This window comes from Kitasatospora sp. NPDC101108, from assembly GCF_055584725.1.
Map to the genome: position 1 here is coordinate 716,009 of NZ_JBVJLM010000002.1, position 24,903 is coordinate 740,911.

Consider the following 24,903-nt stretch of genomic DNA (forward strand, 5'->3'; position numbering starts at 1 on the left):
GCTCAGTTCCCCCCATTGGGCTTGGCGGGCGGGGCGGCGGGCGCGGTGGCCTGCGGCTGGGCGGCCTGGCTCTGCCCCGGGGTGGGGGCGGGCGGCAGCACGGCGTCGCGCGGGTCGGTGCGTGGCGGCACGACCACCACGCCGACGAGGTCGAGCCGGGTGAACTGGACGAAGGGCTCCACCAGGACGGTCTTGGTCAGCTGGCCGGCGTTGGCCTGGACCTCGATGACCTTGCCGACCGGGACGCCGGGCACGAAGGGGCGGCCGCTCTGCGAGCCGAAGGTGACCAGCCGGTCGCCGTTCTTCACCTGCGCCTTGCCGTTGAGCAGGGAGACCTTCATCGGGCTGTCGCCGCCGCCGGAGGCGAAGCCGATCTCGCCGCTGCCCTCCAGGCGGGTGCCGGCCGAGAAGCCGGGGTCGGAGGCGAGCAGCACGGTGGCGGTGGTCGGGGCGACGGTGGTGACCCGGCCGACCAGGCCCTGGCCGTTGATGACCGTCATGTCGCGGGTGAGGCCGTCGTCGCTGCCGGCGTCGATGGTGATGGTCCAGGAGAAGCCCTGGGCCGGGCCGATCGCGATGACCTGGGCGGCCTTGACGGTGTATCCGCCGGCGCCGGCGGTGCGCAGCAGGTCGTCCAGCTGCTTGGTGCGCCCGGTGGCCATGTCGGAGGAGGCGAGCTTCTGCCGCAGTTCGGTGTTCTCGCGGGCGAGCTGGTCGGCGCGGCCGCTGTTGGTGGCGGCGTCGCGGAAGGCGCGGACGGTGTTCGCGACCGGGTCCACCACGTTGGCGGCGCCGCGTTCGACGGGGCCGAGGACGCCGGCGGCCGCGTGCCGGGCCGGGTTGAGCGGGGAGTCCTCACCGCCCTTGATGTCCACGGTGATCAGCGCGAAGGCGACGGCCACCAGCAGGATGAGCAGTAGCCGGCTCTCTCGTGTGTCCCTCACGGTGCTGGTACTGCCCCTTCGTACCTGGCGGCCGCCCGGGGCTGTGGGGCCCGGGCGGCGGCCCGTTCAGTTGAGTGTCGGATTCTTCGCTGTGGTGCTAACGGCGCGGCGAGGCGTCCAGTACCTGCTGGAGCGCCTCGAACTCCTCGACGCACTTGCCGGAGCCGAGTGCGACGGAGTCGAGCGGGTTCTCGGCGATGTGGATCGGCATGCCGGTCTCGCGGCGCAGCCGCTCGTCCAGGCCGCGCAGCAGGGCGCCGCCGCCGGTGAGCACGATGCCGCGGTCCATGACGTCGCCGGCCAGCTCGGGCGGGCACTGGTCGAGGGTGGTCTTGACGGCGTCGATGATCGAGTTGACCGGCTCGTCGATGGCGGCGCGGACCTCGGCGGCGGAGATGACCACGGTCTTGGGCAGGCCGCTGACCAGGTCGCGGCCGCGGATCTCGGCGTGCTCGTCCTTCTCGCCCTCAAGGCCGTAGGCGCTGCCGATGCTCATCTTGATCTGCTCGGCGCTGCGCTCGCCGAGGAGGAGGGAGTACTCCTTCTTGATGTGCTGGACGATGGCGTTGTCCAGCTCGTCGCCGGCCACCCGGATGGACTGGGCGGTGACGATGCCGCCGAGGGAGATGACGGCGACCTCGGTGGTGCCGCCGCCGATGTCGACGACCATGTTGCCGGTGGCCTCGTGGACGGGCAGTCCGGCGCCGATCGCGGCGGCCATCGGCTCCTCGATGATGTGCACCTGGCGGGCGCCGGCCTGCGAGGAGGCCTCGATGACGGCGCGGCGCTCGACGCCGGTGATGCCGGAGGGCACGCAGACCACGACGCGCGGGCGGGCGAGGTAGCGGCGCCGGTGGATCTTGAGGATGAAGTAGCGCAGCATCCGCTCGGTGATCTCGAAGTCGGCGATCACACCGTCCTTGAGCGGGCGGATGGCGACGATGTTGCCGGGGGTGCGGCCGATCATCTTCTTGGCCTCGGCGCCGACCGCCAGGATGCCGCCGGTGTTGGTGTTGACCGCGACGACGGACGGCTCGTTGAGGACGATCCCCTTGCCCCTGACGTACACCAGCGTGTTGGCTGTTCCGAGGTCGATCGCCAAGTCGCGGCCGATGAACGACAGGTTGCTCGCCATGGGGTGTGGGTGCCTTCCCGGGCTCGGAGTTCATGGGGGTGGACGGATGCGTGCGCCCACGCTTGGGCGGAGACCAGCTGAGCTGCCTTACCGGGCCCTTGAGTCGCGTCCATCGTAGTCACGCCGCGCAGTACGGACGTCGACGCGGGGCATACGGTCCATTGTCCGGAGCGTGATCGCTTCTCCCAGGATTGGGACGCCGTGTCGGCCTCCCCAGTTCCCTATTTCACGATAAGAATGCCCCGGCCGGGCCAATGGACCCGACCGGGGCGGTACGAACGTCCTACCGGGCGCGTCGCCGGCCGGGCTCAGGCGTGCGCGGGGCTCAGGCGTGCGCGGGGAAGAAGATCTTGATCTCGCGCTCGGCGGACTCCGGGGAGTCGGAGGCGTGGATCAGGTTCTCGCGGGTGATGGTCGCGTAGTCGCCGCGGATGGTGCCGGAGCCGGCCTCCAGCGGGTTGGTGGCGCCGGCCAGCATGCGGATGCCCTTCACGACCTCCTCGCCCTCGACGATCATCGCGATCGACGGGCCGGAGGTCATGAACTCCAGCAGCGGCTCGTAGAAGGGGCGGCCGACGTGCTCGGCGTAGTGGTGCTCCAGGGTCTCCCGGTCGAAGGTGCGCAGCTCGACGGCGGTCAGCCGCCAGCCGGCCTTGCGCTCGATGCGGCTGATGATCTCGCCCGCCAGGCCGCGGCGGACGGCGTCGGGCTTGAGCAGGACGAGAGTGCGCTGGGACACGGTGCGTCTCCTGGGTATTCGGTACGGCGTGCGGTATGGGGCAGAGGTTACCTTGCGTGAACGACCGGTCGGTCCCGCGGTCCCGGCGGGCGACCGGCCGGGCCGTCAGGCGGCCTGGGCCCGGGCCTCGGCGGCCGCGCGGGCGGCCTTGAACTCGTCGACCTTGCGGCCGTAGTGCACCGAGCACCACCACAGGCCGGCGAAGACCACGCCGAGGCCGAACATGGTCGGCAGCACGAAGCCGCTGGCGACCAGTCCGATCTGCAGCGCCCAGCCGATCTGCACCGCGCCGGGGCGGTTGATCATGCCGCAGAGCGCGACGCACAGCGCCATCGCGATGCCGCTGACGATCCACACCGTGGCCGTCGAGACGCTGGAGAGCTGCATCGCGACCAGCGCCGCGAACATGATCAGCAGCGCCTCGCCGATCAGCGTCGAGGAGCAGAGCGTCCTCATGTCACTTCCTCCCGAGCAGCAGGCGGGCCTCGCCCACCGTGATGACCGAACCGGTGACCAGCACCCCGGCGCCGCCGAGGTCGCCCTCCTCCTCGGCCAGGGTGACGGCGGCGGCGATGGCGTCGTCGAGCCGGGGCTCGACCTGGACCCGGTCCTCGCCGAAGACCTCGACGGCCAGGGCCGCGAGCGCGTCCACGTCCATCGCCCGGTGGGTGGAGTTCTGGGTGATGACGACCTCGGCCAGGATCGGCTCGAAGGCCTCCAGCACGCCGGCCACGTCCTTGTCCCCGGAGGTGCCGATCACGCCGACCAGGCGGGTGAAGCCGAAGGACTCGGAGATCGCGGAGACGGTGGCCCGGGCGCCGTGCGGGTTGTGCGCGGCGTCCAGGATGATCGTGGGACTGCGGCGGACGACCTCCAGGCGGCCGGGCGAGGAGACGCCGGAGAAGGCCTGGCGGACCTTGTCGGCGTCCAGCTGGCCGCCGCGGGCGCCGCCGACGCCGAAGAAGGCCTCGACCGCGGCCAGCGCCAGCGCCGCGTTGTGCGCCTGGTGCTCGCCGTGCAGCGGGATGAAGACGTCCTCGTACTCCTCGCCGCCGAGCCCGCGCAGCGTCACCAGCTGGCCGCCGATGGCGAGCTCACGGCGCATCACGCCGAACTCCATGCCCTCGCGGGCCACGGTGGCGTCCACCTCGACGGCCCGGCGCAGGATGTTCTGGGCGGCGTCCAGCTGCTGCTGGGCGACCACGGCGACGGCGCCGGACTTGATGATCCCGGACTTCTCGACCGCGATCTCGCCGGTGGTCCCGCCGAGCTTGTCGGTGTGGTCCAGCCCGATCGGGGTGATCACGGCGACGGCGGCGTCGATGACGTTGGTGGCGTCCCAGGTGCCGCCCATGCCGACCTCGACCACCGCGACGTCCACCGGGGCGTCGGCGAAGGCCGCGTAGGCCATGCCGGTGAGCACCTCGAAGAAGGACATCGGCACCGGCTGGGCGGCGTCGACCATCTGCACGTAGGGCTCGATGTCGCGGTAGACCTCGACGAAGCGCTCGGGGCTGATCGGCGCGCCGTCCAGGCTGATCCGCTCGGTGACGGTCTCCACGTGCGGGCTGGTGTAGCGGCCGGTGCGCAGCTCGAAGGTGTTGAGCAGCTGCTCGATCATCCGGGCGGTGGAGGTCTTGCCGTTGGTGCCGGTGATGTGGATGGACGGGAAGGCCCGCTGGGGCTGGCCCAGGATGTCCATCAGCGCCTCGATCCGGTCGAGCGAGGGCTCCAGCTTGTTCTCCGGCCAGCGGCTGGAGAGTTCGAGTTCGACCTCGCGCAGGGCGTCGCCGGTGTCGCCGTCGGCGGGGCGGAGGGTGTACGGATTCGGGTCGGCCTTGTCGCTCACGACCACAGTCTACGGAGCGGTGGCGCCCCGCCCCCACAGGGTGAGTGTCATGGCGCGAACACGACGGCCGCCGGGGTGAGAACGGCCACTTTGCCCGGCTTCACCCCGAGACTCCAGTTTGCTCCCTTTACTATCGATTACGCGAGTTTGGACAGCAATGAGGCATCGATTCGCAACCTCCAGGAGCTGACGCCTTTGACATGAGGCCGCGTTGATGACGAGGAGCACCGCGCCATGCCCGACGCCCTGCACGACTGGTTCGTGCTCCGCCAGAACGCCGTCGTCTGGTTCGCCGGACTGGTCTCCCTGGCCCTCGTCGGCTACATGGTCCTCGTCTTCGGACGCTTCCTCGTGTACTGGGCCGGCTCCCGCCACGCCTTCCGGCACAACCGGCCCGCCGAGCCCGGCGACCCCTCCGCCTTCCAGTGGCACCTGGTCATCCCCTGCCGCGACGAGGAGGCCGTGGTCACCCAGACCCTGGACGGCCTGCGGGCCGCCGCACCCGAGGCCCACCTGTGGGTGATCGACGACGACAGCGAGGACACCACCCGCGAACTCGTCCTCGCCGCCGCCTCCCGCGACCCGCGGATCCACCTCGTCCAGCGCCGCCGTCCGCACGCCCGGATCGGCAAGGGCGCCGCGCTCAACGCCGCCTACCGCGAGATCTCCGCCCGGCTGCCCGAGTCCACCGACCGCTCCCGCGTGGTGATCGGCGTCGTCGACGCCGACGGACAGCTCGACCCCGGCACTCTCGGCCAGGTCTGCAACCCCAAGGCCCTCGGCCGCCCCGACACCGGCGCCGTCCAGATCGGCGTGCGGATGCGCAACGCCGACGACGAACGCCCGCTGCCCGGCCGCGGCCGCACCGCCAACGCCCTCGCCCGCGCCCTGGTCCGGATGCAGGACGTCGAGTTCCAGGCCAACAACGCCGGCATGCAACTGCTGCGCCGCCGCACCGGCAGCGTCGGCCTCGGCGGCAACGGCCAGTTCGTACGGCTCACCGCCCTCGACTCGCTCACCGCCGAGGAGGGCCGGGCCGGCCGCCCCTGGCCCGAGCGCGCCCTGCTGGAGGACTACGAGTCCGGCCTCGACTTGCGCCTGGCCGGCTGGCGGCTCACCCACGTCACCGAGGCCCAGGTCTCCCAGGAGGGCCTGATCTCGCTGCGCCGCTTCCTCACCCAGCGCACCCGCTGGGCCCAGGGCAACATGCAGTGCCTGCGCTACACCGGCCGGGTGCTGCGCTCCCCGCACTACACCGCGTCCGGCAAGGCCGAGGTGCTCTACACCTTCCTCCAGCCCGTGGTCTGCGTGCTGCTGGTGCTGCTCTTCCCGCTCTCGCTCGCCATCACCGCCGCCGGGCTGGTGCTCTTCCCCGCCGGGACCGCCGAGTTCCAGCTCCGCTACGGCCCGTGGATGCTGCTCGCCTTCGTGCTCGCCACCCTGCCGATGGTGTTCTGGGGCCTCGCCTACCGCCGGACCGTCCACCCGGACCGGCGCCGGCTCACCGGGCTGCTCTGGGGCGTCCTGGTCTGGCTCTACGCCTACCACCTCTTCGTGGTCGCCGTCCGGGCCGCCGTCCGGATGCTGCTCGGCCGCAACGGCTGGGCCAAGACCCGGCGCAACGCCGAGAAGGTCGCCGTCGGCGCCCCCACCGCGCTCGAATCCTGAGCCACCCCCACCGCGCCCCTCCGCCACGTCCCACCCGGAGCCCCCATGAGCTTCTGCCTGCCCCCCAACAGCGTCGCCGTCGTCCTCGGCACCCGCCCCGAACTGGTCAAGCTCGCCCCGCTGATCCACGAACTCGGCGACGCCACCCGGCTGGTGCACACCGGCCAGCACTGGGACGAGGCGATGTCCGGCCGCTTCCTGCGCGACCTCGACCTGCCCCGGCCGGAACTGCTCACCGGCGTCGGCGGCCGCCCCCGGGCCGGGCAGATCGCCCAGTCCCTCGGCCAGCTGGACGCCGCCTTCGCCGAGGACCGCCCCGCCGCCGTGGTCGTCCAGGGCGACACCAACGCCACCCTCGCCGGGGCGCTGGCCGCCAACGCCCGGGAGATCCCGCTGGTGCACGTCGAGGCCGGGCTGCGCAGCTACGACCGGGCCATGCCCGAGGAGCACAACCGGGTGATGGTCGACCACGTCTCCGACCTGCTCTGCGCCGCCACCGAGGACAACGTCGCCAACCTGCGCGCCGAGTCCCTCGACCGGGGGCGGATCGAGCTCACCGGCAACACCGTGGTCGAGGTGGTCCGCCGTCAGCTGCCGGACCGGGCCGCCCGCGCCGCGCTGCTCGCCGCGCACGGGCTGCGCCCCGACGGGTACGTGCTGGCCACCGTGCACCGCCCGGAGAACACCGACACCGCCGAGGCGCTCGGCGCCGTGCTCGCCGAACTGGACCGGATCGCCCGGGCCGGCACCCCGGTGCTGTTCCCGATGCACCCGCGCACCCGGGCCGCCGTCGAACGCTTCGCGCTGGACGGCCTGCTGGAGCGCCTGGCCGTCACCGAACCGGTCGGCTACGGCGACTTCCTGGGCCTGGCGCGCCACGCCGCGCTGCTGGTCTCCGACTCCGGCGGCGTGCAGGAGGAGTGCACCGTGCTCGGCCGTCCACTGCTGGTGGTGCGCCGCTCCACCGAGCGCCCGGAGGCCGTGGAGGCCGGCTTCGCCGCCCTGGTGCGGCCCGGCGAGGAGCTGGGCCGGCTGGCCCGCGCCTGGCTGTCCGACACTCCGGAGCGGCTGGCCCGGCTGGCCGCCACCCCGAGCCCGTACGGCGACGGCCTGGCCTCGGCCCGGATCGCCGCGCTGACCGCCGCGCTGACCGGCGCGCTGACCGGCCGTCCGGCGGCCGGGGCGCTTCGCGTGGCCGCCTAGGGGGCCTGTCCGGCCGGGGCGTCAGACCCCGGCGCGGGCCTCCGGGACGTGCGCGGTGCCACCGTGCCGGCGGCGCAACTCGGCCGTGATCTCGGCCAGTTCGCCCTCGGGCAGCAACGGCAGCATCATCGCGACGCCCTGCAGCAGGCCGCCGAGCAGGTAGGTGGTGTCCGCCGTCGCGGCGACCAGGCCGCGGACCTCGTTCACCCGGCCGCCCGCGACCGCCTCGATCAGCTGGGCGGCGTTCGCGGTCTCCTCGTCCACCTCGACCGCCGCGCTGTCCTGCGGGGCCCTGCGGGCCATCGCCCGCAGCACCCGGTCGCCGACCTCCGGGGCGTACGCCTTGCGGACGGCCTCGGCGGCGATCCAGGCGAGCAGGGTGGTCACCTCCCGCTCGACGTTCTCCGCCAGCAACAGGTCCAGCTCGTGGTCGAAAGCGAGCTGGTTCCCGTGCCGGAAGGCGAGCAGCAGTGTCGCCGCCCTGGCCTTGGCCTCCTCGACCGCCTCGGCAGGCAGTTCCTGGGCCAACTCCTCGGTCACCACCACGCCATGCCCTCCCGTCCGCCGCTCAGCAGGAACGCTCAGCGAAACGCCTTCGGAAACTCCGTGCACACCGTACACATCCGACTTGGAAACTTCCGCGAACGCGCGCGGGCAAGACCGGAATCAATTCGCTCGGAATAGGACCTCACCCGGTCCAGGATGAATATTCGCCGGAAGGGAGCAATGTTGCTGCTCTATTAGGCGTAGCAGCTTTCCTATTAGTCGCAGGAAGAGCACACCCGCGGCGCGCCCGCCGGAAAACCCGAAGGGCCGCACCCCGCGCGTCGCGGGGTGCGGCCCTTCCTCGGGCTACGGGCGGCTCAGCCCTGCGGCAGGGCCGCGAGCTGGGCGGTGATCCGGGCGATGTCGGCCTCGGCGGCCTCCTGGCGGGTCCGGATCTTGGCGACCACCTCGTCCGGCGCCTTGGCCAGGAAGGCCTCGTTGCCGAGCTTGGCGGTGGTCTGGGCCTTCTCCTTCTCGGCGGCCGCGAGGTCCTTGGCGAGGCGCTTGCGCTCCGCCGCGACGTCGATGGTGCCGGAGAGGTCCAGCGAGACGGTGGCACCGGCGACCGGCAGCGAGGCGGTGGCCGCGAAGCCTTCCTCGGGCACGGTCAGCCGCAGCAGCGAGCGGATCGCGTCCTCGTGGACGTCCAGCACGGTGCCGGCCAGCTCCAGCTGGGCCGGGACGCGCTGCGCGGGCTGCAGGCCCTGGTCCGAACGGAACCGGCGGACCTCGGTGACCACCTGCTGCAGCGTGGCGACCTCGGCCTCGGCGGCGGCGTCACGGTAGCCGCTGTCCTTCGGCCACTCGGAGACGACCAGCGACTCGGCGCCGGTGAGCGTCGTCCACAGCGCCTCGGTGACGAACGGGACGACCGGGTGCAGCAGCCGCAGGGTGACGTCCAGGACCTCGCCCAGCACCCGGCGCGAGGCGTCGGCCTGCGGGCCGCCCTTGGCCAGGGTGGTCTTGGAGAGCTCGACGTACCAGTCGAAGACCTCGTCCCAGGCGAAGTGGTACAGCGCGTCCGAGACCTTGGCGAACTCGTAGTCGTCGTACAGCGCGTCCACCTCGGCGACGGTGGCGTTCAGCCGCGACAGGATCCAGCGGTCGACCGCGGTCAGCTCCTCCGGCGCGGGCAGCGGGCCCTCGACGGTGGCGCCGTTCATCAGCGCGAAGCGGGTCGCGTTCCAGATCTTGTTGCAGAAGTTGCGCGAGCCCTTGACCCAGTCCTCGCCGATCGGCACGTCGGCGCCCGGGTTGGCACCGCGGGCCAGGGTGAAGCGGACGGCGTCGGCGCCGTAGGCGTCCATCCAGTCCAGCGGGTCCACGGCGGTGCCGGAGGACTTCGACATCTTCTTGCCGAACTCGTCGCGCACCAGACCGGTCAGTGCGACGGTCTTGAACGGCGCCTCGCCGTCCATCGCGTACAGACCGAACATCATCATCCGGGCGACCCAGAAGAAGATGATGTCGTGGCCCGTGACCAGGACGTCGGTCGGATAGAACTTCTCCAGGTCGGCGGTCTTCTCCGGCCAGCCGAGCGTGGAGAACGGCCACAGGCCGGAGGAGAACCAGGTGTCCAGGACGTCCGGGTCCTGGTGCCAGCCCTCGCCGGTCGGCGGCTGCTCGTCCGGTCCGACGCAGACGACCTCGCCCTCGGGGCCGTACCAGACCGGGATCCGGTGGCCCCACCAGAGCTGGCGCGAGATGCACCAGTCGTACATGTTGTCGACCCAGTCGAAGTAGCGGCGCTCCAGCTCCTTCGGGTGGATCTCCACCTTGCCGTCGCGGACGGCGTCGCCGGCGGCCTTGGCCAGCGGCTCGACCTTGACCCACCACTGCAGCGACAGGCGCGGCTCGACCACGGTGTGGCAGCGCGAGCAGTGGCCGACCGCGTGCATGTACGGGCGCTTCTCGGCGACGATCCGGCCCTGCTCGCGCAGCGCGCCGACGACGGCCGAGCGGGCCTCCAGCCGGTCCATGCCGAGGAAGGGGCCGTGCACGGTGATCGCGCCGTGGTCGTCCATCACGGTCAGGTTCGGCAGGTTGTGGCGCTGGCCGATGGCGAAGTCGTTCGGGTCGTGCGCGGGCGTCACCTTGACGGCGCCGGTGCCGAACTCCGGGTCGACGTGCTCGTCCGCGACGACCGGGATCTCCCGGTCGGTCAGCGGCAGCTTGATGGTCCGGCCGACCAGGTGCTTGTACCGCTCGTCCTCCGGGTGGACGGCCACGGCGGTGTCGCCCAGCATCGTCTCGGCCCGGGTGGTGGCGACGACGATCGAGTCCTCGCCCTCGCCGTAGCGGATCGAGACCAGCTCGCCGGGCACCTCCTCGTGCTCCACCTCGATGTCGGACAGCGCGGTGAGGCAGCGCGGGCACCAGTTGATGATGCGCTCGGCGCGGTAGATCAGGCCGTCGTCGAACAGGCGCTTGAAGATGGTCTGGACGGCCTGGGACAGGCCCTCGTCCATGGTGAAGCGCTCGCGCGACCAGTCCACGCCGTCACCGAGGCGGCGCATCTGGCCGAGGATGCGGCCGCCGTAGCTCTTCTTCCACTCCCAGACCTTCTCGACGAAGGCCTCGCGGCCCAGGTCGTGCCGGGACAGCCCGGCCTCGGCGAGCTGCTGCTCGACCTTGTTCTGGGTGGCGATGCCGGCGTGGTCCATGCCGGGCAGCCAGAGCGTCTCGAAGCCCTGCATGCGCTTGCGGCGGGTCAGCGCGTCCATCAGCGTGTGCTGGAACGCGTGGCCCAGGTGCAGGACGCCGGTGACGTTCGGCGGGGGGATCACGATCGTGTAGGCGGGCTTGTCGCTCTTCGCGTCCGCGGTGAAGTAGCCACGCTCTACCCAGCGCTCGTACAGCTCGCCCTCTACGTCCGCGGGGGTGTAGGTCGTCGGGAGGGTTGCCGCATCGTCCCCGGTGGTGCTCACGGGGCGCTGGTTCGTCGTGTCGGTCACGACGCACAGTTTACGTAACCGGGGGCGCTGGTCACGAACCGCTTTCGGTCCGCGGACTCCCCCCGCCCGAACACCGCCGGGACGGGCGCCGTGCGGTAGCGTGCCCGGGCACTCGTCCGGGTGACCGGACGTGTACGGAACCAGCAACCACCAGATCGGCCGCGGGCGCGGCGGGGGAGCACGAGGACTGATGTACGGCCAGGGACAGCAGCAGTATCCGCAGCAGGGACAGCCCTACGGGGGCCAGCCGTACGGCGGTCCGCCGCAGCAGCCGTACGGGCAGCCGCAGCCCCAGTACGGGTACCCGCCGCAGCAGCCGTACGGCCAGCCGCAGCCCCAGTACGGCGTGCCCCCGCAGGGCCCGTACGGCCAGCCGGGCTACCCGGCGCCGCCGCGCAAGGGCAAGGGCGGTGTGGTGATCGGCCTGGTCATCGGCGCCCTGGTGCTCGGCGGCGGCGGTTTCGCCGCGTGGAAGTTCCTCGGCGGCAGCGACTCGGGCGGCACCTACAAGATCTCCACGCCGCAGACCCTCCCGGGCGGTTACACCCAGAAGACGGCCAAGGAGGAGCCGGTCGACACCTCCAAGCCCGAGGCGAAGGACGCCGGCAAGTACGGCAGCAACCTCACCGTCGTGATCGCCACCTACACCAAGGCCGGCGACCTGACGGACGGTCTCTCGGTGGCCGGCTTCTACGGGAACATCAACGACCCCCACCAGATGCTCGAAGACGCCAAGAAGGGCGGGAACGGCCTCACCTGGACCACGCCGCTGACCGACGAGTCCGCCCAGGACAGCCACAGTTCCTCGGGTCTGCTCTCCTGCGGCGTCTACAGCCTGCTCAACAAGAGCCAGTCCGTCTGCATCTGGGCCGACAAGTCGACCTACGCCCGGGTGACGTTCACCAAGGACGCCATCGCCCCGGACCAGGCCGCGGACAAGGCCCGCGCCATCCGCGACGCCATGAAGGTCGCCAAGTAACCCGGGCCCGCACCCGGGGCATGCCGCAGCACCACCACACCGCCGGAGCTTCCGGCGGCATCCACGCGTGACGTCCCAGAAAGGGCCTCGCATGTCCGATCAGAACCCGTACGGGCCCCCGCCGCAGCCCGGCTACCCGGCGACGCCGCCGGCCGCCCCCGGCTACGGCGCCGTCCCGCCGCAGGCCCCGCCGCCCGGCTACCCCGCGCCCGGCGCGCCCGAGGCCGGCGGCTACCCGGGCTACGCGGAGGCGGCGCCCGGGGCCTACCCCGGCTACGGCGGGTACGCGCCGGTGCCGCCGCGCAAGTCCCGCAGGACCCTGTGGATCGTGCTCGGCACCATCGCCGCCGTGCTGGTGATCGTCGGCGGCGCCCTGGGCTACTTCGTCTGGGACACCACCAGCAACGCGGGCACCGAGAAGATCGCCTTCCCGGCGACCTTCAAGGACCTCAAGGCCAACGACGACCCGGCGGTGACCGGGAAAATCCAGGACGAGCTCACCTCGAAGATCGGCCAGGGCGACGGCAACTGGAAGCCCACCGGCGTCGCCGGGGTCTACCAGGACTCCGACTCCAACCCCCAGCTGATCGCGGTGGGCGTCTACGGCAAGGTGCTGCTGCCCAAGCAGGAGCTGGACCAGATGTTCAGCGGCTTCACCGGCGCCGGCGCCACGGTCACCGGCCGCCACTCGGTCGACCCGGGCCCCAAGGGCGGCCAGATGGACTGCGCCACGTCCGAGGACGGCGAGAGCAAGCTCGCCCTCTGCGCCTGGGCCGACAAGAGCAGCGTGGTCATGGTGCTGAAGGGCTCCGACGACGGCACCCAGCCCGACGTGGACAAGCTCGCCGCCGACGCCCGCGACCTGCGCGCGGTGGCCGAGGTGCCGAAGTAGGCAGCCGCCCACGGCGTATGGCAGGGGCCCCGCACCGGATCCGGTGCGGGGCCCCTGCCATACGTCCTGCGGGCGTCAGGCGCTCTTGTCGCGCCGCTCGCGCTTGATCATGTCGCGCGGGACCAGGGTCGGGATCGCGTGCTTGGAGACGACGTCCCCGGTGACCACCACGCGGGCGACGTCCTGGCGCGAGGGGACCTCGTACATCACGGACATCAGCACCTCCTCCATGATGGCCCGCAGACCGCGCGCGCCGGTGCCGCGCAGGATCGCCTGGTCGGCGATCGCCTCCAGCGCGTCCCGGGAGAACTCCAGCTCCACGCCGTCCAGTTCGAAGAGCTTGCGGTACTGCTTGACCAGCGCGTTCTTCGGCTCGGTGAGGATCTGCAGCAGCGCCTCGCGGTCGAGGTTGTGCACGCTGGTGATCACCGGCAGACGGCCGATGAACTCGGGGATCATGCCGAACTTCACCAGGTCCTCGGGCATCACCTGACGGAAGTGGTCGCTGGCGTCCGACTCCCTCTTGGAACGGATGTTGGCGCCGAAGCCGATGCCCTTGGCACCCGCGCGGCCCTCGATGATCCGCTCCAGGCCGGCGAACGCGCCGCCGACGATGAACAGCACGTTGGTGGTGTCGATCTGGATGAACTCCTGGTGCGGGTGCTTGCGCCCGCCCTGCGGCGGCACCGAGGCGGTGGTGCCCTCCAGGATCTTCAGCAGCGCCTGCTGCACGCCCTCGCCGGAGACGTCACGGGTGATCGACGGGTTCTCGCTCTTGCGCGCGACCTTGTCGATCTCGTCGATGTAGATGATCCCGGTCTCGGCCTTCTTGACGTCGTAGTCGGCCGCCTGGATCAGCTTGAGCAGGATGTTCTCGACGTCCTCGCCGACGTAGCCGGCCTCGGTCAGCGCGGTGGCGTCCGCGATCGCGAACGGCACGTTCAGCATCCGGGCCAGGGTCTGCGCCAGCAGCGTCTTGCCGGAGCCGGTGGGGCCCAGCAGCAGGATGTTCGACTTGGCCAGCTCGATGGCGTCCTCGCGGCCGTTGCCGCCGCTGCGCCCCGCCTCGCCCGCCTGGACGCGCTTGTAGTGGTTGTAGACGGCCACCGACAGCGCCTTCTTGGCGAGGTCCTGGCCGACCACGTACTGGTCCAGGAACTCGTAGATCTCACGCGGCTTCGGGAGCTCCTCGAAGCGGACCTCGGAGGTCTCGGCGAGTTCCTCCTCGATGATCTCGTTGCACAGGTCGATGCACTCGTCGCAGATGTACACGCCTGGGCCGGCGATCAGCTTCTTCACCTGCTTCTGCGACTTGCCGCAGAACGAGCACTTGAGCAGGTCGCCACCGTCTCCGATGCGTGCCACGAGGTGCTTCCCCTTCGCCAGGGGCCCCGCGGGGGTTCCGGGGCCTGGTGCTGTGGACCGTCCGCGCCGACGGCGCTCGGTCTCGCTATCCGACGGTACTCTGCCGGGCCCGTGATTCCGTCCTCTTCGCCGGGTCTGCCCTACGCCCTGGGCGAATTGATACCGAACAGATGCCGTGGCAGAACCCGCCGACGGGCCGGGGCGGGGCGCGCAACCGGGTGCGCGCCCCGCCCCGTCGGTGCCGGCCTCAGGAGGTCAGCGAGGTCTTGCGGGTGGAGATGATCTGGTCGACCAGGCCGTACTCGACGGCCTCCTCGGCGGTCAGGATCTTGTCGCGCTCGATGTCGTCGCGCACCTGCTCCACCGACTTGTTGGAGTGCTTGGAGAGCATCTCCTCCAGCTGCTCGCGCATCCGGAAGATCTCCTTGGCCTGGATCTCCAGGTCGGACACCTGGCCGCGGCCGGTCTCGGTGTACGGCTGGTGGATCAGGATGCGGGCGTTCGGCAGCGCCATCCGCTTGCCGGGGGTGCCGGCGGCGAGCAGCACGGCCGCGGCGGAGGCCGCCTGGCCCATGCAGACCGTGGTGATGTCCGGCTTGACGTACTGCATGGTGTCGTAGATGGCCGTCAGGGCCGTGAACGAGCCGCCGGGCGAGTTGATGTACATCTGGATCTCGCGGTCCGGGTCCATCGACTCCAGGCACAGCAGCTGCGCCATGATGTCGTTCGCCGAGACGTCGTCCACCTGCGAGCCGAGGAAGATGATGCGCTCCTCGAACAGCTTGGCGTACGGGTCGTACTCGCGGATGCCCTGCGTGGTGCGCTCGACGAAGCGCGGGACGATGTAGCGGCCCTCGGCGCGCATGTCCTCGACGCGGGCCTTGGCGGCCGACAGGCTGGGGATGTTCATGGGGGTTCTTGTCCTCCGGGGCGTTGTGGCTGTGGTCTCGTGGGCCGGGCCGAGGCTCAGGCGCCCGTGCCGCCGCCGCCGGGGACATCCGCGGCGCTGTGCATGATCGCGTCGATGAGGCCGTACTCCAGGGCCTCCTCCGGGGTGAACCAGCGGTCGCGGTCGGAGTCCCGGGTGATCTGCTCGAAGGACTGGCCGCTGTGGAAGGCGATCAGCTCGGACATCCGCTTCTTGGTGCGGAGCAGCTGCTCGGCCTGGATGCGGATGTCGGTGGCGGAGCCGCCGAGGCCCGCGGAGGGCTGGTGCATGAGGATGTTGGCGTTCGGCAGCGAGAAGCGCTTGCCCTTGGCGCCGGCGGTCAGCAGGAACTGGCCCATCGAGGCGGCCATGCCCATGGCGATGGTGACGACGTCGTTCTTGATGTACTGCATGGTGTCGTAGATCGCCATGCCCGCCGAGATCGAGCCACCCGGGGAGTTGATGTAGAGGAAGATGTCCTTCTCGGGGTCCGCGGCCAGCAGCAGCAGCTGGGCGGTGATCTTGTTGGCGATGTCGTCGTCGACCTGCTGGCCGAGGAAGATGATCCGCTCGTTGAGCAGCCGGTTGTAGACCTGGTCGCCAAGGCCGCCGAGCACGTCACCAGCGGCGGCGTGCGGCGCCATCGGGCCAGGCATCTGCATCTGCGGGAACGTCACTTAGCCACCTGCTCAGTCGATTTGGAGGGCCGCTCCACGGCTCTCACGGTGTCGCACAGCTTCCGGGTATCACGTTGTGATTGTTGCTGTCCAAGGACCCTAACGCGCAGGCCCGGCCGCAGAATCCCTCACGCAGAACTGTTCGCTGTGAGCGCAGGGTCGCGCCGCGCGCGGTGGGACGACGGCGGGCCCGGACACCGTACGGCGTCCGGGCCCGCTGTGTCGCCTCAGGGGGCTACCGGGGGCACTCAGGCCTCGGTGCCCTCCTCGGCCTTCTCCTCGGCCGGGGCGTCGACGGTCTCGGCCGTCTCGTCCTCGTCGTCGTCGAAGTTGATCTCGTTGCCCTCGGTGTCGACGACCTTGGCGGCCTCGACCACGGTGGCCAGCGCCTTGCCGCGGGCGACCTCGCCGACCAGCAGCGGAACCTGGCCGCCCTGGACGACCTGCTGGGCGAACTGGTCCGGGGTGAGGCCGGAGCCGGCGGCGCGGCGGATGAGGTGCTCGGTGAGCTCCTCCTGGTTAACACCCAGCTCCTCGTTGGCGACGATCTGGTCCAGGACGAACTGGGTCTTGATGCCCTTCTTCGCCTGCTCCTCGATCTCCGCGTCCCACTCCTCGCGGGTCTTGCCCTGGGTCTCCAGGTAGGTGTCGAGGTTGAGGCCCATCGGCTCCAGCTGGTGGTGCTCGACGTTGTGCTTGCGGGTCTCGATCTCGTCCTTCAGGAGCTTCTCGGGGTACTCGATCTCAACCAGCGCGAGCAGGGCGTCGAGGACCTTCTCCTGGGCCTGGGTGGCCTGGTCGTACTCCTTCATGCGCTCCAGGCGCTTGCGGGAGTCGGCACGCAGGTCCTCCAGGGTGTCGAACTCGCTGGCCAGCTGGGCGAACTCGTCGTCCAGCTCCGGCAGCTCCTTCTCCTGGACGGCCGTGACGGTGACGGTGACCTCGGAGGTCTTGCCGGCCTGGGTGCCACCCTTGAGCTCGGTCTCGAAGGTCTTCTCCTCGCCGGCGGACAGGCCGGTCACGGCCTCGTCGATGCCGTCGATGAGGCGGCCCGAGCCGATCTCGTAGCTGACGCCGGTGGCGGTGCCGTCCTCCGGCACCTCACCGTCGACCTTGGCGACGAGGTCGACGACCACGATGTCGCCGGCGGCCGCGGCGCGCTCGACGTCCTTGACCGAGGAGAAGCGCTCGCGCAGCTGCTCCAGCGACTTCTCGATGTCCTCGTCGGAGACGGCGATCGGGTCGACCGTCACCTCGATGGAGGAGAACTCCGGCAGGGTGATCTCGGGACGGATGTCCACCTCGGCGGTGAACTTCAGGTCACCGCCGTCGGCGATCTTCTCGACACCCTCGATGTTGGTGATGTCGGGCTGGCCGAGGACCTCGATCTTGCCCTCGTCGACGGCCTGCGTGTAGAAGCGCGGCAGGGCGTCGTTGACGGCCTCCTCCAGCACGGCACCACGGCCGAAGCGCTGGTCGATGACGCGAGCCGGGATCTTGCCCTTGCGGAAGCCCGGAACCGTGACCTGCTGGTTGATCTTCTTGTACGCCGCGTCGAGGCTGGGCTTGAGCTCCTCGAAGGGCACCTCGACGGTGAGTCGAACCCGGGTCGGGTTCAGAGTCTCGACGGCGCTCTTCACGGTTAGGTCTCCTATGGGCTTGCGGTCAGGTTGCCTCCGCCCGTCCCCCGCGTCGGCGGGGCCGGTACGGATGGGTCGGGCGAGACGGGCGATGGGCGGTTGGAGCTGCATCTCCCGTGTGGGTGGACGGTGAGCTTGACTCCTCGCCCTCGTGCGGTTGACCTGGGTGGACGCCACAGGGACTACCGCCAGCGCCCCATCCTACCGGTACCACGAAAGGCGGACGCCAGACGCCACCGTACCGCCCCAACAGAACAGGGCCCCGCCCCGGTGGGCGAGACCCTGCCGCACTGTCGGGGTGACCGGATTCGAACCGACGGCCTTCCGCTCCCAAAGCGGACGCGCTACCAAACTGCGCCACACCCCGTGGTGCCGAGAGGAAGCGTACACGCCGGGCCTGCACGGCTCGCCGACTTATTCGGGGCACGCGGAAGAGGGATCGCGGGGAACGCGGTGTGCACGGGAGCGGCCGGAGCAGGTACGCTGTCTCCCGAACTTCCGGCCGGACACGGCTGGGGGGTTCGCGCGGGCGTAGCTCAATGGTAGAGCCCTAGTCTTCCAAACTAGTCACGCGAGTTCGATTCTCGTCGCCCGCTCCGAACAGGCCGGCCCCGGTGCGCCCAGCGCACCGGGGCCGCCGTCGTTCTCAGAGCCCGAGCCGGGCGGCCCGGGCGGCGGCCCGGTCGAGCAGCTGGTGCACGTCGCCCTCCCGGGTGGTCGGGCGGTCGTTGTACTCGTCCGGGGAGCGCGCCGGGCGGCCGGTGGCGTGCAGCACCTCCATCAGCTGGACCCGCGCGGTGCGCACGGTCGCCGGGGTGCCGTAGCCGTACGCCAGCACGGCCGCCTGGGCGCCGAGCAGGCAGACCCGGCCGGCGCCGTCCCACATCGCGCCCTGCAGCCATCCGTGGGCGCCGATGTAGCGGGAGGCGAGCCGCAGGTGGTCGGCGGCGGTGACCGGGACGGGCCGGGCGGGGCGGCGCAGCGCCCGGTCGAGCAGGGTGGCCCGGGGCGCCGGGTGGCCGGCGTGCCAGGGGCTCGGGGTGCTCCCGTACGGGCAGACGTACGGCCCGGGGGTGCGGGCGGGGGCGGGCAGCGAGGCGAGGTAGGCCTCGATCTCGGCGACCAGGCCGGAGCCGTCCGGGGCGAGCGGGAAGGCGGGAGGGGGTGTCGGGGCGGAACGCAGGATCGGGGTGGGACGCGGGGTCGGGGCGGGACGGGGTGTCGGGGTGGGGCGGGGCATGCGGGCTCTCCAGGCGGACGGCCTTCGGTTTCCGCTCCCCAAAGTGGGGCATTCGGGACATTTCCGCGACCGGAGATTCGGACTGCGCGCGCGGTTTCCCGCACGGCGGTCGGGCCGATAGCCTCGGCGGCGTTCGAGCGCAGTTCGAGCGCGACCTCACGCGCCGCGCTCCCGAGGTGGAGGAGTCCCGGTGCGTCCGCAGGAGCGACTGGCCGTCATACAGCGCTGTGTGGTCCTGGAGATGGCGCGGCTGGGCCAGGTCTTCCGTCGGGACGGCGAGGTGGTGCGCGGACCGGGCACCACGGCGGTCGCCGTGCGCGAGCACCCCGGGGACGACGGCGGCGCCGGGCACGTGGACCTCGGCTTCGTGCTGCAACTGGGCCGGGCGGACGCACCGGTGGTGTGGGACTGCGCGGCCGGCCTCGGCAAGACCGAGGAGGAGAAGCTCGCGAACGCGGTGAAGATGTGGGCCACCACCACCGCCTCGGTGCTGGTCGAGCTGGCGGAGGGGCGCGGGGTGCACGCCGACCGCCCGCACGTGCCCGAACTCCCCGGCTGGCGGGCCGTGCAGGGGCCGGCGGCAGTGTTCGGCTTCGGCAACGAGCACTTGGCGGCCTGGCTCGCCGAACACCGGGTGCTGCCCGCCCTGGCGCCCGCGCTGCGCCGGGAGCTGGCCGGCCCGGGGCCGGTCGGGGTGAAGCTCTTCCTGGGTGGGAAGGCGGGCGACGACGTCGCCGAGGTCCGGGTGGGCGGCGAGGTGTCGGAGGCGGCCTCCGCGGCGCTGCGCGCGCTGGACTGGCCGCGCGGCGAACGGCTGTGCTGGGCGCGGCTGTTCGTGCTGCTGACCAAGGAGCGGGCAGCACCGGTCGCGGGCGCGCCGGCGGGTGCCGCGGCACCCTTGCCGGTACGTGCCCCGGCCCCGGCGGCGGCGCGCCCCCGGGGTCTGTTCGCTCGCTGGCGGAAGGCCAGGCGGGCCGGCCGGTAGCGGCAGTCGCTCACCCGCCCGCCCCAGGTCGAGGGGCGCGCGGGGCCGACCGTCGGCCCGGCCCGGCCCGGTCAGCCTCCGGTGATGCTGGAGATGCTGTGCGCCAGGTTGGCCAGCAGCGAGTTGATCGAGGTCGCCATCGTTGTCTCGTGCAGCATGAAGCCGAACAGGGCGGCGACGATCGCGTGCGGGATCTTCATCTGCTTGTTCCGGATGAAGATGACGCACAGGATCGCGAACAGGACCAGCGCGGAGACGGAGAGTGCCACCCGGACTCACTTCCTCGTTTCATAGCGTGGCGCCGCCGCCCGGCGGCACCTGCGAAGCCGGACCCCGGCCTGTCCGACGGTCCCGAGGCGGAATCGCGGACCGTCCGGCACAGCGCCGGTGAGGGGGCCCGCGTCGGCCAGCCGTGTGGTGTGTCGCACGTGTCGCCCCCCATCCCCCGAATCCTGAACATTCCCGCCCGGACTCAGTGTGGTCGACCGTGCCGATTGCGTAAAGGTCTGACCGTCGCCCAGCGCCGACATCCTGCGGTGCGGGGCGAGTTTCCGCCGACCGGGACGATAGCGGAGCCGCCCTGACGAATCGTCGGCGGGGCGGTGCTGAGCGGCCGGGACGCGCCCGGGAGCGGGGACCGGAAGCCGCTGGTCCGGTCAGCCGACGGGGCGTCCGATATGGCCGAAGATCAGCTGCCTGGCTTGACAGCGGCTGCCCGCGGCATGTGCCGCGGGCGCCGGCACCTCAGTCGCGCCAGAGCAGGAGGACGGCGCGGTCGTCGTTGATGTCCCGGGCCACCGTCTCGATCAGCGCGGCCGCCGCGCCCGCGCCGCTGCCCGGGGCGCCGCCGGGGACCAGCCGGTCAGCCTCCCCCATCAGCCGGTCCATGCCCTCGGCGAGGTCCCGCCCGGGCGCCTCGACCATGCCGTCGGTGCACAGCATCAGCACGTCGCCCCGGTTCAGCCGCCCGCGCACGCCCTCGAACTTGGCGCCGTCGTAGATGCCGAGCAGCGGGCCCTCGGCCTCCTTGACCTCCCAGCGCCCGGCGCCGGCCAGGCGCTGCATGCCCGGCAGGTGCCCGGCCGAGAGCAGTTCGTACTCGCCGGTGTCCAGGTCGAGCACCAGGTGGACGGCGGTGGCGAAGCCCTCCTCCCAGGACTGGCGCAGCAGGTAGCCGTTGGCGGCGGGCAGGAAGTCGTGCGCGGGCAGCGAGCCGACCAGGCCGCCGAAGGCGCCGGACAGCAGCAGCGCCCGCGAGCCCGCGTCCATGCCCTTGCCGGAGACGTCCGCGAGGACCACCTCCAGCAGCCGCTGGCCGGGGCCGGTGCGGGCGGCCACCACGAAGTCGCCGGAGAAGGACTGGCCGCCGGCCGGGCGCAGCGCCATGTCCGCGTGCCAGCCGGCCGGCAGCCGCGGCACCCGGCTCTGCACCCGCAGCCGCTCGCGCAGGTCGAACAGCATGGTGGAGCCGCCCCACCAGGGGACGCCGACCCGGGCCCGGAACTGGGCCAGCAGCAGGCCGCCCACCCCGGCGGCACCGACCACCAGGGCCGCGCCGGGGGTCACGCCGTAGACGTAGGCCTCGGGGTTCTCGCTGGCGACCCGCTGGCCGGTGTGGATCACGGACTCGGCAGACAGCCCGAGGGCGGCCAGCGCGTAGAGCACCACCAGGCTGCCGGGGCGCAGCAGCAGCGCGCCGGCCAGGATCGGCAGGACCAGGGCGGTGGGCGGGGCCCAGTCGGGGATCCAGATGTTGAGCAGGATCATCAGCGGGACGAGCAGGGCCAGCGCGCAGAGCACCGGCCAGTCGGCGGCGCCGCCGCGGAAGTAGTCGACCCCGGCCGTGCGCAGCCTTCGGCGGACCCGGCGGAGCCTCTTGCGCAGCCGGGCCGTCACGGGCTCGGACGCCGCCGGGGCGGGGCCGGGCCTCGTCGCAGTCGTCTGGGGCGGTGCGCCCGGCGGTCTGCCAGCCATGGGGTCCGACCCTATCCACGGGTGCGGCCCGGCGTCGACGGCCCGGGGGCGGGCGGCGGCGCGGGCGCGCGGGCCGCTCGGCGGGTTTCGGCCGATCGGGCCGGTGGCAGGCACGGCGTCAGGAGGCGTGCGGGGGTTGGGGCGTACGGAGCCTGCGGGCGGAGCGTGCGCCCCGCGCGCGCGGATGCGGGTGCGCCGGGGCCTGTGGCCGATCCCACAGGCGGCGCGGGGCCGCGGACGACGGCGGCCGGCCGCACGGAGGTGCGGCCGGCCGTCGGTGGGTGGTGGGTGGCGGGGTCAGCCCTGGGGGTGGTGGGCCGGGATCGGCGGGAGCTCGCCGGTGGTCTCGTACTCGCTCAGCATCTCGATCCGGCGGGTGTGCCGGGCCTCGCCGCTGTAGGGGGTGTTGAGGAAGACCTCGACGAACTTGGTGGCCTCCTCGACCGTGTGCATCCGCCCGCCGATGGAGATCACGTTGGCGTTGTTGTGCTGACGGCCGAGCTCGGCGGTCTGCACGCTCCAGGCCAGCGCCGCACGGACGCCCTTGACCTTGTTGGCGGCGATCGCCTCGCCGTTGCCCGAGCCGCCGATCACGATGCCCAGGGCGTCCTCGTCGGCGGCGGTGCGCTCGGCGGCGCGCAGGCAGAACGGCGGGTAGTCGTCCTCGGCGTCGTAGATGTGCGGCCCGCAGTCGACCGGCTCGTGGCCGGCCCCCTTCAGCCACTCCACCAGGTGGTTCTTCAGTTCGTATCCGGCATGGTCGGAGCCCAGGTACACGCGCATGCCATGAGTGTGGCACGGGGGCGTGCCCGGGCCCGACAACGGGGGCGCCGGTGTCAGCGCCGGCCGAGCAGCTTCCAGGCGAGCGGCAGGGCGCCGGCCGCGAAGGCGGCCTTGAGCGCGTCGCCGACCAGGTACGGGTAGAGGCCCAGCTCGGCGGCGCGGGCCGGCGACACGTGCAGGGTGAGGGCCAGGTACGGGACGCCGACCGCGTAGATGGCCAGGCTGCCGAGGACCATGGTGACGGCGGTGTTCACCGGGGTGCGGTCGGCGCCTCGGCGGGCCAGCGCGCCGGTCAGGGCGGCCGCGAGGACGAAGCCGAGCACGTAGCCGAAGGAGGGCATGGCCCAGCCGGAGGTGCCCTCGGCGAACCAGGGCAGGCCCGCCATGCCGGCCAGCAGGTAGAGCGCCAGCGAGGCGGCGCCGCGGCGGGCGCCGAGCGCGGTGCCGACCAGGAGGGCGGCGAAGGTCTGGCCGGTGACCGGCACCGGCGAGCCGGGGACGTTCACCGACAGCTGGGCGGCCACGCCGGTCAGCGCGGCGCCGCCGACCACCAGGGCCAGGTCGCGGGTCTGGGCTCCGAGGCGGGTGGAGGCGGTGGGCAGCAGGTCGGCGAGGACGGCGCGGCGCGCTATCGGGGTGGTGGCAGTGGCCATCGGGGGCTCCTCGGTAAGGATCCAGGTGAGTGAACACCTGTGAACCTACGTGGTGATCCACTGCGCCGCCGCCACGGTTTCGGACAAAGCCCCGCCCCCGGCCGTTGTCGGAACCGGCGCCGAACGACGCTCCGTCAATCTACCGTCGCGTACCGTCACCGGGCGGTCCGCATGATGGTCGCGAGGCCGTCGTCGTTGGCATGAATGGTGGGGCCCCCGGATATTGGACAACTCATGCCGCATTCCGCACAGTCTGGATCCAGCCCTATGGCCCCCACCCCCGCGCCCCCGGCGCCCGGGACCACCGACAGCACCCCGCAGGCGCCCGGCGGCCAACAGCTCAGCCACGGGCTCAAGCAGCGCCACCTGTCGATGATCGCCCTCGGCGGCGTCATCGGCGCCGGCCTGTTCGTGGGCTCCGGCGCGGGCATCGCCGCCGCCGGCCCGGCGATCATCCTCGCCTTCACCCTCTCCGGCCTCCTGGTCATGCTGATCATGCGGATGCTCGGCGAGATGTCCGCCGCCCGCCCGGCCTCCGGGTCCTTCTCGGTCCACGCCGAGAAGGAGATCGGCCCCTGGGCCGGGATCACGGCGGGCTGGATGTACTGGGTGATGCTCTGCTGCGGCGTCGCCGCGGAGGCCACCGCCGCCGGGAAGATCGTCAACGGCTGGATACCCGGGGTCTCCTCCTGGGTCTGGGTCGGCCTGTTCATGGTCTTCTTCTGCGCGAGCAACCTGACCGCGGTGAAGAACTTCGGCGAGTTCGAGTTCTGGTTCGCCGCCGTGAAGGTCGCCGCGATCGTCACCTTCCTGGTCCTCGGCGGGCTCGGCATCGCCGGCGTGATCGGCCCCGGCGCCCCCGGCGCCACCAACCTCACCGGCCACGGCGGCTTCCTGCCCAACGGCGTCAGCGGACTGATCGTCGGCCTGCTGGCCTCGGTCTTCGCGTACGGCGGCCTGGAGACCGTGACCATCGCCGCGGCCGAGTCCGACGACCCCAAGCGCAACGTCGCCAACGCGGTGCGCACGGCGGTGTGGCGGATCGCGATCTTCTACATCGGCTCGATGGCCCTGGTGGTCACCCTGGTCTCCTGGAAGGACCCGGCGGTCGTCGCCGACGGCCCGTACGTCACGGTGCTGCGCCACCTCGGGGTCCCCGGGGCCGGGACGATCATGGAGGTGGTGGTCCTGGTCGCGCTGCTGTCCGCGATGAACGCCAACATCTACGGCGCCTCCCGGATGGCGTACTCGCTGGTCGGCCGCGGCCAGGGCCCCAAGGCGCTGGCCAAGGTCAGCGGCGGGGTGCCGCGCCGGGCCGTGCTGGTCTCCTGCCTGTTCGGCTTCGGCGCCGTGCTGGCCGCCAAGTTCTGGCCCGCCACCGTGTTCACCTGGCTGATGAACACCACCGGCGTCGCGATCCTGGTGGTCTGGCTGTTCATCTGCATCGTCCAGCTGCGGATGCGCCGCCGGCTGGAGCGCGAGGCGCCCGAGCTGATCACCGTGAAGATGTGGGGCTACCCGTACCTGACCTGGGCCGCCATGGCCGCGGTCGCCGGCATCCTCGCCCTGATGACCACCACCGAGGGCAACCGCCAGCAGCTGTACGCGGCCGGCGTGCTGGTCGCCCTGCTCATCACGGCCGGCCTGTTCAAGCAGCGCCGGGACGCGGCCGCGGGCTGAACCCGGCGGGGAACGCGGAAGGGGCCCGGCACCGAGTGGTGCCGGGCCCCTTCCGCGTCCGTCCGGGCC

Annotated in this window: 22 protein-coding genes and 2 tRNA genes; 7 read left to right on the top strand and 17 right to left on the bottom strand. The window is 71.9% G+C overall.

All coding sequences use genetic code 11. The annotated features are described in order from the left end of the window. Positions 1-2 precede the first annotated feature (2 nt). From mreC to folC, 5 genes are all read right to left on the bottom strand, one after another. On the bottom strand, positions 3-944 hold the full coding sequence (gene mreC / locus ACZ6Z8_RS08085) for a rod shape-determining protein MreC (protein ID WP_465607395.1): 942 nt from the start codon (positions 942-944) through the stop codon (positions 3-5). A gap of 97 nt (positions 945-1,041) precedes the next feature. After that, on the bottom strand, positions 1,042-2,067 hold the full coding sequence (locus ACZ6Z8_RS08090; RefSeq protein ID WP_030283777.1) for a rod shape-determining protein: 1,026 nt from the start codon (positions 2,065-2,067) through the stop codon (positions 1,042-1,044). 337 nt (positions 2,068-2,404) lie between these two features. Beyond that, on the bottom strand, positions 2,405-2,818 hold the full coding sequence (gene ndk / locus ACZ6Z8_RS08095) for a nucleoside-diphosphate kinase (RefSeq protein ID WP_402816223.1): 414 nt from the start codon (positions 2,816-2,818) through the stop codon (positions 2,405-2,407). 105 nt (positions 2,819-2,923) lie between these two features. Continuing rightward, positions 2,924-3,274, bottom strand: coding sequence for a DUF4233 domain-containing protein (locus tag ACZ6Z8_RS08100; RefSeq protein WP_402816224.1), 351 nt, complete (start codon positions 3,272-3,274; stop codon positions 2,924-2,926). Between the two features lies 1 nt (position 3,275). Further along, complete coding sequence (gene folC, locus ACZ6Z8_RS08105) at positions 3,276-4,667, bottom strand: bifunctional tetrahydrofolate synthase/dihydrofolate synthase (RefSeq protein ID WP_465607398.1); 1,392 nt, start codon at positions 4,665-4,667, stop codon at positions 3,276-3,278. Between the two features lie 234 nt (positions 4,668-4,901). Here folC and ACZ6Z8_RS08110 point away from each other — a divergent pair, with 234 nt between their 5' ends. Together ACZ6Z8_RS08110 and wecB are read left to right on the top strand one after the other, a co-directional pair. Continuing rightward, positions 4,902-6,335 carry a glycosyltransferase gene (locus tag ACZ6Z8_RS08110; RefSeq protein ID WP_465607400.1) on the top strand — a complete coding sequence of 478 codons (1,434 nt, stop codon included), beginning with the start codon at positions 4,902-4,904 and terminating at the stop codon, positions 6,333-6,335. A gap of 45 nt (positions 6,336-6,380) precedes the next feature. Beyond that, on the top strand, positions 6,381-7,538 hold the full coding sequence (gene wecB, locus ACZ6Z8_RS08115) for a non-hydrolyzing UDP-N-acetylglucosamine 2-epimerase (RefSeq protein ID WP_465607402.1): 1,158 nt from the start codon (positions 6,381-6,383) through the stop codon (positions 7,536-7,538). Between the two features lie 21 nt (positions 7,539-7,559). Here wecB and ACZ6Z8_RS08120 read toward each other — a convergent pair whose 3' ends face one another. After that, positions 7,560-8,084, bottom strand: a complete 525-nt coding sequence (locus ACZ6Z8_RS08120) for a hypothetical protein (protein ID WP_465607403.1) — start codon at positions 8,082-8,084, stop codon at positions 7,560-7,562. Between the two features lie 317 nt (positions 8,085-8,401). Next, entirely contained in the window at positions 8,402-11,038 is a 2,637-nt protein-coding gene (locus ACZ6Z8_RS08125) for a valine--tRNA ligase (RefSeq protein WP_465607405.1), read from the bottom strand. Between the two features lie 130 nt (positions 11,039-11,168). Here ACZ6Z8_RS08125 and ACZ6Z8_RS08130 point away from each other — a divergent pair, with 130 nt between their 5' ends. Then, complete coding sequence (locus ACZ6Z8_RS08130; protein WP_465607407.1) at positions 11,169-12,017, top strand: hypothetical protein; 849 nt, start codon at positions 11,169-11,171, stop codon at positions 12,015-12,017. Between the two features lie 91 nt (positions 12,018-12,108). Further along, a complete protein-coding gene (locus ACZ6Z8_RS08135) occupies positions 12,109-12,909 on the top strand; it encodes a hypothetical protein (protein ID WP_465607409.1) in 801 nt (266 codons plus the stop codon). 75 nt (positions 12,910-12,984) lie between these two features. Here ACZ6Z8_RS08135 and clpX read toward each other — a convergent pair whose 3' ends face one another. The 5 genes from clpX to ACZ6Z8_RS08160 form a co-directional block, all read right to left on the bottom strand. After that, entirely contained in the window at positions 12,985-14,274 is a 1,290-nt protein-coding gene (gene clpX / locus ACZ6Z8_RS08140; RefSeq protein WP_030283761.1) for an ATP-dependent Clp protease ATP-binding subunit ClpX, read from the bottom strand. 247 nt (positions 14,275-14,521) lie between these two features. Then, the gene (locus ACZ6Z8_RS08145) at positions 14,522-15,184 is read right to left on the bottom strand and encodes an ATP-dependent Clp protease proteolytic subunit (RefSeq protein WP_030283759.1); all 663 of its coding nucleotides are present in this window, start codon (positions 15,182-15,184) and stop codon (positions 14,522-14,524) included. 56 nt (positions 15,185-15,240) lie between these two features. After that, on the bottom strand, positions 15,241-15,858 hold the full coding sequence (locus ACZ6Z8_RS08150; protein ID WP_046386806.1) for an ATP-dependent Clp protease proteolytic subunit: 618 nt from the start codon (positions 15,856-15,858) through the stop codon (positions 15,241-15,243). Between the two features lie 269 nt (positions 15,859-16,127). Then, entirely contained in the window at positions 16,128-17,519 is a 1,392-nt protein-coding gene (gene tig, locus ACZ6Z8_RS08155; protein WP_465607411.1) for a trigger factor, read from the bottom strand. Between the two features lie 293 nt (positions 17,520-17,812). Continuing rightward, positions 17,813-17,886: transfer RNA gene (locus ACZ6Z8_RS08160), tRNA-Pro, on the bottom strand. Between the two features lie 158 nt (positions 17,887-18,044). On the opposite strand from ACZ6Z8_RS08160, the gene ACZ6Z8_RS08165 reads away from it, so the two are divergent. Further along, a tRNA-Gly gene (locus ACZ6Z8_RS08165) sits at positions 18,045-18,115 on the top strand. Positions 18,116-18,165: 50 nt separating this feature from the next. Here the strand turns inward: ACZ6Z8_RS08165 and ACZ6Z8_RS08170 are convergent. Then, positions 18,166-18,759, bottom strand: coding sequence for a DUF6197 family protein (locus ACZ6Z8_RS08170; RefSeq protein WP_465607413.1), 594 nt, complete (start codon positions 18,757-18,759; stop codon positions 18,166-18,168). A gap of 190 nt (positions 18,760-18,949) precedes the next feature. Here ACZ6Z8_RS08170 and ACZ6Z8_RS08175 point away from each other — a divergent pair, with 190 nt between their 5' ends. Further along, positions 18,950-19,744, top strand: a complete 795-nt coding sequence (locus ACZ6Z8_RS08175) for a DUF6348 family protein (RefSeq protein WP_465607415.1) — start codon at positions 18,950-18,952, stop codon at positions 19,742-19,744. Between the two features lie 71 nt (positions 19,745-19,815). Here the strand turns inward: ACZ6Z8_RS08175 and ACZ6Z8_RS08180 are convergent, their stop codons facing one another. From ACZ6Z8_RS08180 to ACZ6Z8_RS08195, 4 genes are all read right to left on the bottom strand, one after another. Beyond that, positions 19,816-20,013, bottom strand: a complete 198-nt coding sequence (locus tag ACZ6Z8_RS08180; RefSeq protein WP_391489868.1) for a hypothetical protein — start codon at positions 20,011-20,013, stop codon at positions 19,816-19,818. A 475-nt stretch (positions 20,014-20,488) separates the two neighbouring features. Then, the gene (locus tag ACZ6Z8_RS08185) at positions 20,489-21,718 is read right to left on the bottom strand and encodes a PP2C family protein-serine/threonine phosphatase (protein WP_465607417.1); all 1,230 of its coding nucleotides are present in this window, start codon (positions 21,716-21,718) and stop codon (positions 20,489-20,491) included. 297 nt (positions 21,719-22,015) lie between these two features. Continuing rightward, the gene (locus ACZ6Z8_RS08190; protein WP_030283744.1) at positions 22,016-22,501 is read right to left on the bottom strand and encodes a ribose-5-phosphate isomerase; all 486 of its coding nucleotides are present in this window, start codon (positions 22,499-22,501) and stop codon (positions 22,016-22,018) included. A 53-nt stretch (positions 22,502-22,554) separates the two neighbouring features. Next, the gene (locus tag ACZ6Z8_RS08195) at positions 22,555-23,154 is read right to left on the bottom strand and encodes a biotin transporter BioY (protein ID WP_465607419.1); all 600 of its coding nucleotides are present in this window, start codon (positions 23,152-23,154) and stop codon (positions 22,555-22,557) included. Between the two features lie 267 nt (positions 23,155-23,421). Here ACZ6Z8_RS08195 and ACZ6Z8_RS08200 point away from each other — a divergent pair, with 267 nt between their 5' ends. Next, positions 23,422-24,834 (top strand): amino acid permease, encoded by a 1,413-nt coding sequence (locus ACZ6Z8_RS08200; RefSeq protein WP_465607421.1) that lies wholly within the window; start codon positions 23,422-23,424, stop codon positions 24,832-24,834. Positions 24,835-24,903 lie beyond the last annotated feature (69 nt).